A 15,732-nucleotide genomic window follows, 5' to 3' on the forward strand; every position below is an offset into this window, starting at 1 on the left:
TGTCTTTTCCATGATCGATTCGCTGCGGCCCGACGACGGGCGCGTTTTTCACCCCACGCGGATGCTCATCTGCGTGATTCTGGGTTTCACCTCCGGTCTGCCGCTGTTCATCCTGCTCAATCTGGTGCAGGCATGGTTGCGCAGCGAGCACGTCGATCTCAAGTCGATCGGCCTGTTTGCGCTGATCCAGTTTCCCTATACATGGAAGTTCCTGTGGGCGCCGCTCATGGATCGCTTCGCGCCCAATTTGCTGGGCTGGAAGCCGGGACGGCGTCGCGGCTGGATGTTCGTCACGCAATTGCTGGTCGCGGGTGCAGTCGCGGTCATGGGGACCTATTCGCCGCAGCGCGATCTGATGACGATTGCCGCGTTGGCGGCGGCGCTGGCGTTCTTCAGTGCGAGTCTCGACATTTGTCTGGACGCCTATCGACGTGAGTTGCTGTCCGACCGCGAGCAGGGGCTGGGCACGGCGATGCATGTGAACGCCTACAAGGTCGCCGGTCTGGTGCCGGGCTCGCTGGCGCTGATCATGGCGGATCACCTGCCGTGGTCGCAGGTCTTTTTCGCGACGGCGGCATTCATGCTGCCGGGCATCGTGATGACACTGGTGGTGAAGGAGCCGGAGATTCGTGGCACGCCGCCCAAGACATTGCGCGAAGCGGTGGTCGAACCGTTCCACGAGTTCGTGACCCGTGGCGGCTGGTCGCAGGCGCTGCTGGTGCTGGCGTTCATCTTTCTTTACAAGCTGGGCGATTCGATGGCGACGTCGCTTGCCACGTCGTTCTATCTGGATCTGGGGTTCACGAAGACGCAGATCGGCGTGGTGGCCAAAGCGACGAGCCTCTGGGCCAGCGTGGCCGGCGGCATCATCGGCGGGGTCTGGTTGATCAAGCTCGGTATCAACCGGGGGCTCTGGGTGTTCGGTGTGTTGCAACTGGTGTCGGTGCTCGGCTTTGCCTGGCTCGCCGAAGCCGGGCCGGTGGTGGCGGGGCTGGGCGTGGTGATCGCGTTCGAAGCGTTCACCGCAGGCTTGGGCACGGCGGCGTTCACCGCGTACATCGCCCGGACCACGGACCCGCGCTACACGGCAACGCAGTTCGCCCTGTTCACGAGTCTGGCGTCGGTCCCGCGCACGTTCGCAAATGCAGGCACGGGCTACATCGTGGACGGCGTGGGCTGGCTGACCTTTTTCCTGATCTGCACGGCGCTCGCCTTGCCGGGCATGCTGCTGTTGCCGAAAGTGGCCCCGTGGGGCGCCGATGACGACGGCGGCGATGGTGTGCCCGCCGCCAGCCGGACGTGAGGTGTTGTAAGGAGGTGAGGGCAATCAGAGCCGAAGGCACTTGCCGAGCGCCTGCCGCATCGCCCGCCACCGTTCATCGAGAGGTTATGCCTGACTGGCCGGTGTGACGTACCACGAGCTTCTGACGTTTGACGACCTGGGTGGCAAAGTCCGCATCGGACGGAATCGGTTCCCAGAAAAAGTCGTGCTGGAAGATCGGAATGAAGTTGAATTTGCGCGACCGGAAAATACCCCGGTTGCGTTTGAACTCGCTATACCGATCGCCTTTGAATTGCCGGTTGACCGACGTGAACGGCAGCATGCGTTCCGCGATATCCGTGAAATGCATGTCGGCGTGCGCGTTTTTGAAGGCTTCGAGCGCGTCGAACTGGTCCCGGCAAATGACCTGAATGGCGGTCTCGGGAAGCTCGTAGCGCTGCGCCCACATGACATGCCATCCGGTGCGGGTCTCGTTGACGAAATCCACGAGCGCCTGACTCAGCACATAGGCATCGGATTCGATGTGGACGATCTTGTCCGCCCCCATGGCCGTGGCGATGGTGTGCGCGTGCAGGAAACTGCGCCACCAGCCCGGATAGTCGCTCATGCTTCGCCGTCCGAGATTCTCATCGAAACGAACGATGCCGAGGGCAGGGTCGTGCTCCCGGATATCGCGGCTCGCGGGGATCGTCGGAATGATCTCGGCCGGCGGCAGATAGGGTGACCCGTCGTCGATCATGACGGTCTTGTCGGCGTGGATCGGCCCGTTACCGTAGAAATCCAGCCAGCGTTGATACCGCGTGTGCCAGGCGTCGGCATCGCGGATGTAGCTCGTGCAAAACAAAAGGGTCTTCATGATGCGCTCGACAGCGTAAGCTCAGAGCGCGTGATCGTAGTCGACCGTCAGCGGCGCGTGGTCGCTGAACTTGATGTCGCGGAACACGGAGGTCGTTTTCGCCTTGCCGGCGATACCGGGCGTGGCGATCTGGTAATCGATGCGCCAGCCGACGTTCTTCGCGTACGCCTGACCGCGATTGCTCCACCATGTGTACTGCTCCGGACGCGGATCGAGCGTACGGAAGACATCCACATAACCGTGATCGTCGAACAACTGCGTGAGCCACGCGCGTTCTTCGGGCAAGAAACCCGAGTTCTTCAGATTGCCCTTCCAGTTCTTGATGTCGATTTCCTTGTGCGCGATGTTCACGTCGCCGCACAGCACGACTTCGCGTCCCTCGGCCTTGAGCGCCAGCAGGTGCGGCATGAAGTCCGCCATGAAACGGAATTTGGCCGCCTGGCGCTCTTCGCCGCTCGATCCCGACGGGATGTAGACGGAGATCACCGACAGATTGCCGTAACGCACTTCGACGTAGCGGCCCTCGGCATCGAATTCCGCATTGTTCCAGCCGATGACGATGTCGTCCGGCTCGCGGCGAACGTACACGCCCGCCCCGCTGTATCCCTTCTTCTCGGCGTAATGAAAGTAACCCTGATAGTCGTGCGGCTTGAGAAAGTCGGGCGTCATGTCAGGCAACTGAGCCTTGATCTCCTGCACGCACAGGATGTCGGCTTCCTGATTGCCGAACCACTCGAAGAAGCCTTTCTTGGCGGCCGATCGCACGCCGTTGAGATTCGCGGTAATGATGCGCATGGGTATCGATGCATCGCGCCTGGGACATCTGGCGCGATCGCTTGGGGGGGGAATTTATCAGCGGCAAGGATACCGCAATCGCCGAATCGTGTTGGATGAAGGTGTTTCGTATCGGCGGTCGGCGGTCAGTGTTCGGCGGTCGGCGGTCAGTGTTCGGCGTTCGGCGTTCGGACCGCCGTCGCGAGCGTGTGGCGCTCATGTGCGCCGTGCCGCACCGGCAATCGCGGCCTTGGCTTCGCCATCGCCCCCCGGGCCGAGGAGGTCGCGCGCCAGCGCGAGCCAGCGCCGCGCCGCGTGCGACAAATAGGAATCGCGCCGCCACGCCATGGCGAGGTCCCATGGAATGGCCGGGTCGCGCACGTCCGTGATCACGAAGCGCTTTGGATCGAGGCGCGCGCAAAACGGCTCGGGCAGCAGCGCGATGCCCACGCCGTTGTCCACCATCGACGCGATGAAGTCCCACTGGCTGGAGCGCCCGGCGATCTTCGGCGTAAAGCCCGCACGTCGGCACGCGGCAATCACGAACTCCGACAGTGCGAACCCCTCGCCGTAGAAGACGAACGGCTCATCGCGCAATTCGCCGAGGCCAACGGAGGCGCGTCCTTCCCAACGCGATTCGCGCGGCGCGATCAGTCGCAACTGGTAGTGGCACACCGGCAGCACGTCAAGAACCGTGGGATCCACCGGCAACAACACGGCGCCCAGCTCGATTTCGCCGGCCAATAGCGCCTGTTCGATCGCCCGGGAGCCCGTCTCGAACAACTTCATCTCGATGTCCGGATAGTGCTGATGGAACGCGCCGATCACCGGGATGAACAGGTCGCCGCCCAGCGGCGGAATGCCGATCGACAGTTCGCCGCGCGAGACCGTCTCGAGGTCGGCGAGCTCCTGTTGCAAGCGGGCGTAGGCGGCAAGCACGTCCTGCCCTCGCTCGAACACGACGCGTCCGGCATCGGTCAATTGAAGCCGCCGCCCCATGCCGCGCTCCTCACGCAACATCAAGGGCGTACCCAGTTCGTCCTCCAGCGCCTTGACCATCTTGCTCACCGTAGGCTGCGTAACAAATAGGGCCTCGGCCGCCGCTGTGAAGCTCTGCTGTCGCACAACTTCCACAAATCCTCGCAATGCACGCAGTTCCATTTTGGTTCTCTCGGTAGCACCAAGTCAGTGCATTTTGGTGAAGAAGCCCGCCCCGTAAGGCTTTCCTATGCACTATTAGGGTTAATACTTAAAATATTCCAATTTGGAATCGATTTAATACGACTAATTCATTATATTTATGTTGCAGTGCTTCCTATACTTGGCTCCATATTCGTGAAAACCCCTAGGGAGTCCGCCATGACCAAGATGATCGCCCGCCGTGTGTATGGCCGCAGCAAGGCCATTATCGCTGTGCTTTGGCAGATTGCGCTCCTGATGGGCATCTATCTGGCAGCGGATGCTGCATCGCGTCATTTTCATCTGCCCCTGCCGGGTGGCGTGCTGGGTCTGCTGGTGGTCGTGGCGCTGCTCATGAGCGGTGTGCTCAAGACGGAGAAAATCAAGCGCGGGGCCGACTGGTTCCTGGCCGAGATGATCCTTTTCTTTGTGCCGCTGGTCGCCGCCGTCATGCAATACACCGATCTGCTGCGCCAGGAAGGTTTGCAACTGCTCGCCGTGATTGGCGTGGGCACCGTGCTCGTGATGGTCTCCACCGCGCTGGCGGTTGATTTTGGCTGCCGCGCCGAGCGTCGTCTGAAGCGCGCACTGGTTCGCATTCCGGCGCGGCGCGCGCACGCGCACGATGCCCGGTGATGCCCGCCGATGCACTGAACCGACCCAGGTTCTCTTTCGCGTGAATCGCGCCTTCGGGGTCCAGTCATGAATCATACGGCGCTCCTGCTGCTCGTTCTCACGATCTTCTTCTATTACGTCTCGAAGCGTCTTTATGCGCGCTTCGGCAAGGTGTGGCTGGGGCCGGCGATTCTCGCGCCGATGCTGGTCATCGGCGTGATGATCGGCGGCGACATCTCGTATACGACGTACATCGCCGACTCTCGCTGGCTCGTCTGGCTGCTCGGACCGACGACGATCGCGTTCGCGGTGCCAATCTACGAGCATCGCGGCATCATCCGCCGTCATGCCTTTGCGCTGACGTTCGGCGTGCTCGTCGCCATGGTCGTGGCTGTCGGCAGCTCCTACGTGTTGGCTCGCCTCTTCCAGTTGCCGCCGGAGATGGCGCGCAGCCTGCTGGCCCGCTCCATCTCGACACCGTTCGCGCTGGCCGTCTCCGATCAACTCGGCGGCTCGCGCGATCTGGTCGGGCTTTTCGTCATCATTACGGGCTTGATCGGGATGCTGCTCGGCGAGGCGCTGCTCTCCTGGCTGCCGCTGCGCACGCGCATGGCGCGCGGCGCGCCGTTCGGCGCAGGCGCACACGGCTTCGGCACGGCCAAGGCGCGCCAGATCGGCGGCGAGGAAGGCGTGGTCGCCAGTCTGGTCATGATGATCAACGGCGTGCTCATGGTGCTCGCCGCTCCGTTGATCGCCCATCTGCCGCTCTGACTGAGGTTTTCGCGTTCCGCCGCCGCGCGCATCGCTGGCGCGGCGGGCTTCCCGTCGTTCGTCTCCCATATCGACAGCGTGTTCGCCTTGCTCGTCGTGTGCCGCTTCGTAAAAAATAACCCTTCGGGCGTCGCCCCGGGCGCTACGTCGCGCATCAGTTTTGCTACAATGCCGGGGTCTTGAGGAGCGTTGCGACAGCCGAAGTGCTGCCAGGCTCAAGATCCTTCCTATTGGCCCCGCCGGCCGCCGGTTACCCCCGGATCGTTGGCGAGTGGGCCCCAAGAACGGCGCTCACGTCCCAACTATCTAGACTTTAGAGAAAGGAGGCGTGATGAACGCCGTAGTCGATTCGAAATTCTCCGATTTCCACGTTGCCGATATCAAGCTGGCCGATTGGGGCCGCAAAGAGCTGACCATCGCCGAGAGCGAAATGCCGGGTCTGATGGCCACGCGCGCCGAGTTCAAGGCGACCCAGCCGCTCAAGGGCGCACGTATCGCCGGTTCGCTGCATATGACCATCCAGACGGGCGTGCTCATCGAGACGCTGGTCGCGCTGGGCGCCGAAGTGCGCTGGGCCTCGTGCAACATCTTCTCGACGCAGGACCATGCCGCCGCCGCCATTGCGGCCGCCGGCATTCCCGTGTTCGCCTTCAAGGGCGAGTCGCTCGACGAGTACTGGGAATACAGCCACCGTATCTTCGAATGGCCGAACGGCGAGTTCGCCAACATGATTCTCGATGACGGCGGCGACGCCACCCTGCTGCTGATTCTCGGCAGCAAGGCCGAGAAGGACATTTCGGTCGTGGGCAACCCGACCAACGAAGAAGAAGTCGCGCTGTATGCATCGATCAAGCGTCACCTGCAAGTCGATCCGCAGTGGTACAGCAAGCGTCTGTCGCAGATCAAGGGCGTGACCGAAGAGACCACCACCGGCGTGCACCGTCTGTATCAGATGGAAAAGGACGGCACGCTGCCGTTCCCCGCCATCAACGTGAACGACTCGGTCACCAAGTCGAAGTTCGACAACCTGTACGGCTGCCGCGAGTCGCTGGTCGACGGCATCAAGCGCGCCACCGACGTGATGATCGCCGGCAAGATCGCCCTCGTGGCGGGCTACGGTGACGTGGGCAAGGGCTGCGCCCAGAGCCTGCGCGGTCTGGGCGCTACGGTGTGGGTCACGGAAATCGATCCGATCTGCGCGCTGCAAGCCGCGATGGAAGGCTACCGTGTCGTGACGATGGACTACGCGGCCGACAAGGCCGACATCTTCGTGACGGCCACCGGCAACTTCCACGTGATCGATCACGACCACATGGCCGCCATGAAGCACCAGGCCATCGTGTGCAACATCGGTCACTTCGACTCGGAAATCAACGTGGCGTCGACCCGCAAGTACCAGTGGGAAAACATCAAGCCGCAGGTCGATCACATCATCTTTCCGGACGGCAAGCGCATCATTCTGCTCGCGGAAGGCCGCCTCGTGAACCTGGGTTGCGCGACGGGCCACCCGTCGTTCGTGATGAGCAACTCGTTCACGAACCAGACGCTCGCACAGATCGAACTGTTCGTGCATGGCGCCAAGTACAAGAACAGCGTGTACGTGCTGCCGAAGCATCTGGACGAGAAGGTGGCGCGACTGCACCTGGGCCGCATCGGTGCCGAGCTGACCGTGTTGACCGACGATCAGGCGAAATACATCAGCGTCGACAAGAACGGCCCGTTCAAGCCGGCGCACTACCGCTATTGATGCTTTGACGTCCGTCGCCTGATCGGCCGTCGCTCTGCCGGGATATCGCATTCGGAGGGGTGCGAGGTTCCGGCAGCCGACGGCCGGCGCGACCCATGCAATCGGTGCAATCGGGCATGCGGACGTTGGGACAGCGCGGGGGCGTCAGTTGCCTTCGCGCCGGAAGTTTTTCGTTGCCCCTTGTTGCGTTTCCCATGGCCGGTGCCGGCATGACAACCGGCGCCGGCACGTTCTCCGGAGCTCGCCATGCGTTTGCTGCTGATTTGGCTCATCAATGCCATCGCACTTCTCGTTTTGCCTTACATCGTGTCGGGCGTTCAGCTCAAGGGCATTGGCACGGCACTGATCGTGGCCGTCGTGCTCGGCCTGATCAACGCGTTCCTGCGCCCGTTGCTCGTCGTGCTCACGCTGCCGGTGACGGTCGTGACGCTGGGGCTGTTCATTTTCGTCATCAACGCCTTGCTGTTCTGGCTGGCCTCGCATGTGGTCAAAGGCTTCGAGGTCTCGGGCTTCTGGGCGGCGCTATTCGGCTCGCTGCTGTACAGCCTGATTTCGTGGATTCTGTCGGCACTGGTGTTCGGCGATCGCGCCACCAACGTTTAAGGGCCGACGTCACCGCGTCGGCAACATTTCGCAGGAAGTTCGTAACTCATGTCACAAGCGCTTCGCGCCGATCAGGCCCTTGTTTCCCGAGGGCTCGCGGCATCGCGCACCGTCGCTCAACGTCTGATCGATGCCGGACGCGTGTATTACGCCGGCACCGACACGGCGCTCAAAAAGGCCAGCCAGCCCGTGGCGAGCGACGAGGCGTTGGAAGTGCGCGCGGCGGCTGACGGGGTGCCGGGCGAAGACCGTTATGTCTCGCGCGGCGGCCTGAAGCTGGCCGGCGCGCTCGCGCACACGGGCCTCGATGTGACGGGCCGCGTGGCGCTCGACGTCGGTCTGTCGACCGGTGGCTTCGCGGACTGCCTCTTGCAGGCGGGCGTGGCTCGGGTCATCGGCGTAGACGTGGGGCATGGGCAACTGCATCAGCGTTTGACAGGCGAGGCGCGGCTCGTATCGCTCGAAGGGATCAACGCGCGGCACCTGACGCGTGAGATGCTCGACGAACGTCTGGCCGAGGCGGCGACGCTTGCTTCCGATGTTGCCTCCGATGTTGCCTCTGATGGCACCACACACGGCGCACCGGATGCCGTGCCGGAAGCGGGTTTCGATCTGATCGTCGGCGACGTGTCGTTCATTTCGCTCACGCTGGTGCTGCCCGCACTCGCGCCCTTGCTGAGCGAGCACGGCGATCTGCTCATGCTGGTGAAGCCGCAATTCGAAGTGGGACGAGAGCACATCGCGCGCGGTGGCCTCGTGAAAGATGTCGCGCAGTACGCGCAAGTAGAGACAAAGATCCGCACCGCTTGCGAAGCGCTTGGACTCACCGTGGCCGCGTGGCTCGACAGTCCGATCGCCGGCGGTGACGGCAACCGGGAGTTCTTCGTGCACGCCAGGCGTGTGGCATGAGCGGCTCTCTCGATCAATAGACGATCATGACGCAACCATCCTTCAGTTTCGAATTCTTTCCGCCCAAGACGGCCGATGGCGCGGAGAAGCTGCGCGCCACGCGTCAGCAACTGTTCCCGCTTGGCCCCAAGTTCGTCTCGGTGACGTTCGGCGCCGGCGGCTCGACCCAACAAGGCACGCTCGATACGGTCATCGAAATCCAGCGTGAAGGCGTGGACGCCGCCCCGCACCTCTCGTGCGTAGGCTCGACCCGGGACAACATTCGCGACATTCTCAAAACGTACCGCGACAACGGCATCCGCCACATCGTCGCGCTGCGCGGCGATCTGCCGTCCGGCATGGGTGAGATCGGCGAATTTCGTTACGCCTCGGAATTGGTCGAATTCATTCGTGCGGAAACCGGTGACTGGTTCCACATCGAAGTGGCGGCATACCCCGAATACCACCCGCAAGCGAAGTCGCCGCGCCTCGATCTCGAGCACTTCGCCCACAAGGTGAAAGCGGGGGCCAATGCCGCGATCACGCAGTATTTCTTCAACGCGGACGCGTACTTCCGTTTCATCGACGACGTCTCGCGTCTGGGCGTGAACGTGCCGATCGTGCCGGGCATCATGCCGATCACGAACTACTCGCAGATGATGCGGTTCTCGGAAATGTGCGGCGCCGAAGTGCCGCGCTGGATCGCGAAGCGTCTCGAAGGGTTCGGCGACGACCGCGAGTCGATCCGCGCCTTTGGGCTGGACGTGGTGTCGGCGCTTTGCGAACGCCTGCTCAAGGAAGGCGCGCCGGGCCTGCACTTCTACACGCTCAACGCCGCATCGGCGACCAAGGCCATGTGGCAGCGCCTCGGGTTGTAAGCCCGGCGGTGGTGCGCGCGTGATGTCAGGGTGAGCCGGGATCGGGACGGCGCGCGCGCAATGGTTTGCTACCCATCGGACCGATGGAAGTCAATCCCGATCACAATTAAGCAATTTCCTATTCAAAAACACCACAAATAGGCGGTTTGCTAGGGATCTGGCGTGTTGTTACGCAGGTGAAGCTTCAGTAATATCCCTCGTGGGCTCGGCGGCGGATCGCTGCCGGGCGCCTACTCAGAACCCGAGGAGCCTATGAAACAGACTCACACCCTGCGTTTGCTTTTGGCTGCAACGGTGCTCGCCGGCGCGGCAGTGATCCCGCCCGCGGCAGCCGTCGAGCTCCCGAACAAGACCCTCGTGTACTGCTCCGAGGGCAGCCCCGCCGGTTTCGATCCGGGGCAGCTGACCACCGGCACCGACTTCGATCCCGCCGACGCCATCTACAACCGTCTCATTGCCTTCGTTCCGGGCGAGACCGGCGTGATGCCGTCGCTGGCCGAGAAGTGGGACATCTCGCCGGACAACAAGGTCTACACGTTCCATCTGCGCAAGGGTGTGAAGTTCCACACCACCGAGTATTTCAAGCCCACGCGTGACTTCAATGCCGAAGACGTGAAATTCACGTTCGAGCGCATGGGCGATCGCGAGATGCCGTTCCGCAAGGCTTATCCGGCGGAATTCCCGTACTACGTCGACATGGGCCTGCAGGCCGACATCGAGCGCATCGAGATCGTCGATCCGTACACGGTGCGCTTCGTGCTGAAGAAGGTCGACGCGCCGTTCATTCAGAATCTGGCCATGTCGTTTGCGTCGATCCTCTCGAAGGAGTACGCGGACAAGCTGCTCGCGGCGAACAACCCGCGTGACATCGCGCTCAAGCCGGTCGGCACCGGTCCGTTCATCTTCCGCAGCTACACGAAGGACGCCACGCTGCGCATGGACGGCAACAAGGAGTACTGGAATACGAACCTGCCGCCGAAGGTGGGCAAGCTCGTGTTCGCCATCACGACGGACGCCAACGTGCGGATCCAGAAACTCAAGCGCAACGAGTGCCAGGTCGTGACGTATCCGCGGCCGGCGGACGTCGATGCGCTCAAGGCGGAGATCGAGGCACAGGGCAAGGCGGCGAAGCTGAAGATGCCGGATCAGGTTGGCTTCAACCTCGGTTATGTGGCGTACAACGTCAAGAAGGCCCCGCTCGATCGCGTGGAGGTGCGTCAGGCGCTCGACATGGCGATCAACAAGAAGGCGATCCTTCAGTCGGTGTACGGTTCGGCCGGTCAGCTGTCGAACGGCGCGCCGATGCCGCCGACGCAATGGTCCTACGACAAGAACATCAAGTCGGCCAGCTACGATCCTGAGAAGGCCAAGGCGTTGCTCGACAAGGCCGGGGTGAAGGGCGTGGAGATCACGCTGTGGGCCATGCCGGTGCAACGTCCGTACAACCCGAACGGCAAGCTCATGGCCGAAATGATCCAGGCCGACTGGGCGAAGATCGGCGTGAAGGCCAACATCGTCACGTACGAATGGGGCGAGTACATCAAGCGTGCGAAGGCGGGCGAGCATGACGCGATGCTCATCGGCTGGACGGGCGACAACGGCGATCCGGACAACTGGCTCGGCGTGCTGCTCGGCTGCGATTCGATGAACGGCAACAACTTCTCGAAGTGGTGCGACAAGCCGTTCGACGACCTCATCAAGCAGGCGCGTCAGACCACGGACGTGAAGGAGCGCACCCGGCTTTACACGCAAGCGCAGCAGATTTTCGCGCAGCAACTGCCGTTCTCGCCGATTGCGCACTCTACGCAATACAAGCCGATGGCGACGAACGTCAAGGGCTTCAAGCTCAGCCCGTTCAGCCGTAACAGCTTCGCTGGCGTGTCGCTCGACTAAGTTCGCTGGCGCTGTACGACACCGGTTCGGACGATCTGGACACGGCTCGAACCGGTGGCAACAAGCAAGAAAGCGGACTGGCCCGGCCGCCGCGCCCGAGCCAGTTTGCAGCCGGTTCGCAGCATGCGAACGGCATGCCGTCCAAGACTGACCAGATCGACTAACGCGGCAAAGCGTCACCCGTCCCTGCCGGGGGCGGACGGCGCGCGAAGCCCCCACGGAACCTTCCTATGCTGAGATTCGTCCTGAGACGACTAGGCATGGTGATCCCGACCTTCATCGGTATCACTGTCCTCGCGTTCGCGCTCATTCACCTCATTCCCGGCGATCCGATCGAAGTGCTGGTGGGCGAGCGAAATCTCGATCCCGTCATGCACGCCGAAGCGATGAAGCGGCTGGGACTCGATCAGCCGCTCACCACGCAGTATTTCGTCTATCTCAAGCACGCCGCGCAAGGCGACCTCGGTCGCTCCATCGTGACCAACGAAGGCGTGCTCCACGAGTTCTTCGCCCGCTTTCCGGCCACCCTCGAACTGGCCCTGTGCGCGATGATCTTTGCGCTGGTCGTCGGCTTGCCGGCCGGCGTGGCGGCCTCGTTGCGGCGCGGCAAGATGCTTGACCACACCACCATGGGGGCGGCGCTCACCGGCTATTCGATGCCGATCTTCTGGTGGGGCCTGCTGCTCATCATGCTGTTCTCCGTCGATCTGCAATGGACGCCCGTATCCGGGCGGATCGGGGTGGAGTTCGACGTGCCTCACGTCACCGGCTTCATGCTCATCGACACGCTGCTCTCGGGCGACGAAGGCGCCTTCGCATCGGCGTTCAGCCATCTGATCTTGCCGACCATCGTGCTTGGCACGGTGCCGCTCGCGGTGATTGCCCGCATGACGCGCTCGGCCATGCTGGAGGTGCTGCGCGAAGACTACATCCGCACCGCACGGGCGAAGGGCCTGTCGCCCTGGCGTGTGATCGTCGTGCATGCGCTGCGTAACGCGCTGATTCCGGTGATCACGGTGATCGGGTTGCAGGTAGGCACGCTGCTTGCGGGCGCGGTGCTGACCGAGAACGTCTTCTCCTGGCCCGGCATCGGCAAATGGCTGATCGACGCCATTCTGCGACGCGACTATCCGGTGGTGCAGGGCGGCATTCTGCTCATTGCGACGGGCGTCATTCTGGTCAACCTGCTGGTCGACGTGCTCTACGGCGTCGTCAACCCGCGCATCCGGCACTGAGGAGGTCTCTGATGAGTGACACGCCTGCTACGCTGCCGCCTCCCGCCGCTGTGACCGCGACACCTCGTGCGCGTCTGGTCCGGGAATTTCTGCGCAGCTTTACCGCCAACCGTGGCGCCACGGTGGCGGCCATTATTCTGTTGCTGATGTTCGCGGCTGCGCTTCTCGCGCCGGTGATCTCGCCGCACAGCCCCATCGAGCAATATCGCGACTTCGTGAAAATCCCGCCTGCGTGGTTCGAGGGCGGCAACGCGAAGTTCCTGCTCGGCACCGACGAAGCCGGGCGCGACATGCTTTCGCGTCTGATCTACGGCGCGCGCCTGTCGTTCTGGATTGGCCTGTCGTCGGTGGTGCTGTCGCTCATTCCGGGCATTCTGCTCGGATTGCTCGCCGCTTTCTTCCCGCGCTGGCTCGACACGCCGATCATGCGTCTGATGGACATGATGATGGCGCTGCCCTCGCTGCTGCTGGCCGTGGCCGTGGTGGCCGTGATCGGTCCGGGTCTGGCGAATACGACCATCGCCATCGCGATCGTGACGTTGCCTGCCTACGTGCGTCTGACACGCGCGGCGGCGATCGGTGAATTGCAGCGCGAGTATGTGGTGGCGTCGCGCATGGCCGGGGCGGGCACGCTGCGCCTGATGTTCTCTACAGTGCTGCCGAACTGCGCCGCACCGCTCATCGTGCAGGCGACGCTGAGCTTCTCGGTGGCCATTCTCGATGCGGCGGCGCTCGGCTTCCTCGGCCTCGGCGTGCAGCCGCCGCTCGCGGAGTGGGGGTCGATGCTCGCGTCCGCCCGCGACTACATGGAAAGTGCCTGGTGGATCGTGACACTGCCGGGCCTTGCGATCGTCATCTCGGTCCTTGCCATCAACCTGGTCGGCGACGGCCTGCGCGATGCGCTCGACCCCAAACTGAAGCGAATCGCATGAGCCTGCTCTCCATACGAAATCTATCGGTCGACTTCGACGGTGCCCGCGCTGTCGACGCCATCGACCTCGACGTCGGCCAGAGCGAGATTCTCGGCGTAGTCGGCGAATCGGGCTCCGGCAAGAGCGTGACGATGCTCGCGCTCATGGGCCTCATCGATGCGCCCGGGCGCGTGACGGCAGACGAGGTGCGCTTCGACGGGAAAGACCTGTTGCATGCGTCCCGGCGGGAGCGTCGCAACATCGTCGGGCGCGACGTCTCGATGATCTTTCAGGACGCCCTCACCAGCCTGAACCCCAGCTACACCATCGGGTATCAGATCGGTGAGGTCCTGCGCCGTCACATGGGTCTGCGCGGCCGCGCGTTGCGCGAGCGTATCGTCGCATTGCTGGAGCAGGTCGAAATTCCGGACGCTGCGAACCGGCTGGGCGCGTATCCGCATCAGCTCTCCGGCGGGATGAACCAGCGCGTCATGATTGCCATGGCGATTGCGTGCCGTCCGAAACTCCTGATTGCGGACGAGCCGACGACGGCGCTCGACGTGACCATTCAGGCGCAGATCATGGCGCTGCTGCTCCAGCTGCAAAAGGACTACGGGATGTCGCTTGTGCTGATTTCGCACGATCTGGCGGTCGTGGCCGAGGTCGCACACAAGGTGGCCGTGATGTACGCCGGACAGGTGATCGAAGTCCAGCGAGTGCCGGCGCTGTTCGATGCGCCGCATCATCCCTACACGGAAGCGTTGCTCTCAGCGATTCCCGAGCACAACCGAGGAGTACGCCGGTTGCGTACTCTGCCGGGGGTGGTGCCGGGGCGCGACGACCGCCCGGCAGGCTGTCTACTCTCACCACGCTGCCCGTACGCCGACGATCATTGCCGCGAGGTGCAACCCACGCTTACGCCCTACGTTGGGCCGAGCGCGGTGGGTACGCCGCTGGTGCGGTGTTTCAAGCCCCTGCCGCATGAGGTGGCGGGCGTGTCGTCGGGTGACCGGTCGATGGGAGGTTCGCAATGAGTGAAACGGTGATCGCGACGCCTCCGGGAACGCCGCAGGCGAGCGCTTCGGACGGGCGCGTGGTATTGGCCGCGCAAAATCTGACGCGCTTTTATACCGTCAATCGCGGGTTGTTCCGTGGTCAGGCGAGCGTCAAGGCGCTGGCGGGCGTGTCGTTCGATCTGACGGCCGGGCGCACACTCGCGGTGGTTGGCGAGTCGGGGTGCGGCAAATCGACGCTGGCCCGGGTGCTGACGTTGATCGAGGCGCCGACGTCCGGCAGACTCTTCGTCGATGCGACCGAGACGACGACGGCGTCGGCGGGCCAGCTGGCGCCGCTGCGCACGCGGGTCCAGATGGTGTTTCAGAATCCGTACGCGTCGCTCAACCCGCGCAAGACGGTCGGACAGGCGCTCGACGAGCCGCTGGCCATCAACACATCGCTGAGCCGCGCCGAGCGCGGCGAGAAGATTGCCGCGATGATGCGCACCGTCGGACTGCGTCCCGAGCATGTGGCGCGGTATCCACACATGTTCTCGGGCGGGCAGCGTCAACGCGTGGCGATTGCCCGGGCGATGATCCTGTCGCCCGCCATCGTGGTGGCCGATGAGCCCGTTTCCGCCCTGGATGTCTCAATTCAGGCACAAATCCTGAATCTTTTCATGGATTTGCAGGACCGATACGCGACGAGTTACGTATTCGTGTCGCATAATCTCGCGGTGGTCGAGCATGTGGCCGACGACGTCATGGTGATGTACCTCGGCCGCGCGGTCGAACACGGTCCCAAGGCCACCGTGTTCGGCAAGCCGCTGCATCCGTACACCAAGGCGTTGATGTCGGCGACGCCGGCGATCAAGGCATCCGAGCGGCGGGTGAAAATACCGCTGATCGGCGAGTTGCCATCGCCGCTGCGCCCGCCGCCCGGGTGTGCGTTTGCGCCGCGCTGTCCGTACGCGATAGACCGTTGCCGTGGGGAAGTGCCGCAATTGCGCGAGCTTGATGGCCGTCTGGTGGCGTGCCATCGGGTTGAAGACATAGAGGGATAACGAGATTGGGTGGACCACCACGCGCGACGCATGTTCGCCGG

Annotated in this window: 15 protein-coding genes and 1 riboswitch; of the genes, 12 read left to right on the forward strand and 3 right to left on the reverse strand. The window is 63.2% G+C overall.

All coding sequences use genetic code 11. From position 1 onward, the window contains the following. Positions 1–10: 10 nt before the first annotated feature. Entirely contained in the window at positions 11–1,303 is a 1,293-nt protein-coding gene (locus tag UC34_RS01405; protein ID WP_044453397.1) for an AmpG family muropeptide MFS transporter, read from the forward strand. Between the two features lie 73 nt (positions 1,304–1,376). On the opposite strand, the gene UC34_RS01410 is transcribed toward UC34_RS01405, so the two are convergent. The 3 genes from UC34_RS01410 to UC34_RS01420 form a co-directional block, all read right to left on the reverse strand. After that, entirely contained in the window at positions 1,377–2,138 is a 762-nt protein-coding gene (locus UC34_RS01410; protein ID WP_044453399.1) for a hypothetical protein, read from the reverse strand. Positions 2,139–2,159: 21 nt separating this feature from the next. Continuing rightward, positions 2,160–2,933, reverse strand: coding sequence for an exodeoxyribonuclease III (locus tag UC34_RS01415; protein ID WP_044453401.1), 774 nt, complete (start codon positions 2,931–2,933; stop codon positions 2,160–2,162). A 195-nt stretch (positions 2,934–3,128) separates the two neighbouring features. Continuing rightward, positions 3,129–4,073: a LysR family transcriptional regulator gene (locus tag UC34_RS01420; RefSeq protein WP_044453403.1), complete on the reverse strand. Its 945-nt coding sequence runs from the start codon at positions 4,071–4,073 to the stop codon at positions 3,129–3,131. A gap of 198 nt (positions 4,074–4,271) precedes the next feature. Between UC34_RS01420 and UC34_RS01425 the strand changes: the two genes are divergently transcribed. The 11 genes from UC34_RS01425 (at position 4,272) to UC34_RS01475 (ending at position 15,691) form a co-directional block, all read left to right on the forward strand. After that, a complete protein-coding gene (locus UC34_RS01425) occupies positions 4,272–4,727 on the forward strand; it encodes a CidA/LrgA family protein (protein ID WP_044453405.1) in 456 nt (151 codons plus the stop codon). 66 nt (positions 4,728–4,793) lie between these two features. Further along, positions 4,794–5,477: an LrgB family protein gene (locus UC34_RS01430; RefSeq protein WP_044453406.1), complete on the forward strand. Its 684-nt coding sequence runs from the start codon at positions 4,794–4,796 to the stop codon at positions 5,475–5,477. A gap of 175 nt (positions 5,478–5,652) precedes the next feature. Then, positions 5,653–5,777: riboswitch (S-adenosyl-L-homocysteine riboswitch) on the forward strand. 31 nt (positions 5,778–5,808) lie between these two features. Further along, positions 5,809–7,224 carry an adenosylhomocysteinase gene (gene ahcY, locus UC34_RS01435; RefSeq protein WP_044453408.1) on the forward strand — a complete coding sequence of 472 codons (1,416 nt, stop codon included), beginning with the start codon at positions 5,809–5,811 and terminating at the stop codon, positions 7,222–7,224. A 246-nt stretch (positions 7,225–7,470) separates the two neighbouring features. Continuing rightward, complete coding sequence (locus UC34_RS01440; RefSeq protein ID WP_044453410.1) at positions 7,471–7,827, forward strand: phage holin family protein; 357 nt, start codon at positions 7,471–7,473, stop codon at positions 7,825–7,827. A gap of 48 nt (positions 7,828–7,875) precedes the next feature. Further along, a complete protein-coding gene (locus tag UC34_RS01445) occupies positions 7,876–8,736 on the forward strand; it encodes a TlyA family RNA methyltransferase (protein ID WP_044453413.1) in 861 nt (286 codons plus the stop codon). A 26-nt stretch (positions 8,737–8,762) separates the two neighbouring features. Continuing rightward, positions 8,763–9,593, forward strand: a complete 831-nt coding sequence (metF, locus tag UC34_RS01450) for a methylenetetrahydrofolate reductase [NAD(P)H] (RefSeq protein WP_044453415.1) — start codon at positions 8,763–8,765, stop codon at positions 9,591–9,593. A 252-nt stretch (positions 9,594–9,845) separates the two neighbouring features. After that, on the forward strand, positions 9,846–11,486 hold the full coding sequence (locus UC34_RS01455) for an ABC transporter substrate-binding protein (protein WP_044453417.1): 1,641 nt from the start codon (positions 9,846–9,848) through the stop codon (positions 11,484–11,486). Between the two features lie 230 nt (positions 11,487–11,716). After that, entirely contained in the window at positions 11,717–12,721 is a 1,005-nt protein-coding gene (locus tag UC34_RS01460) for an ABC transporter permease subunit (protein ID WP_044453418.1), read from the forward strand. An 11-nt stretch (positions 12,722–12,732) separates the two neighbouring features. Then, complete coding sequence (locus UC34_RS01465) at positions 12,733–13,653, forward strand: ABC transporter permease subunit (protein WP_044453419.1); 921 nt, start codon at positions 12,733–12,735, stop codon at positions 13,651–13,653. Beyond that, positions 13,650–14,666, forward strand: coding sequence for an ABC transporter ATP-binding protein (locus UC34_RS01470; RefSeq protein ID WP_044453421.1), 1,017 nt, complete (start codon positions 13,650–13,652; stop codon positions 14,664–14,666). The genes UC34_RS01465 and UC34_RS01470 overlap by 4 nt, the downstream gene beginning before the upstream one ends. Beyond that, complete coding sequence (locus UC34_RS01475; RefSeq protein WP_174556757.1) at positions 14,663–15,691, forward strand: peptide ABC transporter ATP-binding protein; 1,029 nt, start codon at positions 14,663–14,665, stop codon at positions 15,689–15,691. The genes UC34_RS01470 and UC34_RS01475 overlap by 4 nt, the downstream gene beginning before the upstream one ends. Positions 15,692–15,732: the final 41 nt, after the last annotated feature.

It is taken from the genome of Pandoraea vervacti (assembly GCF_000934605.2).
GTDB lineage: Bacteria > Pseudomonadota > Gammaproteobacteria > Burkholderiales > Burkholderiaceae > Pandoraea > Pandoraea vervacti.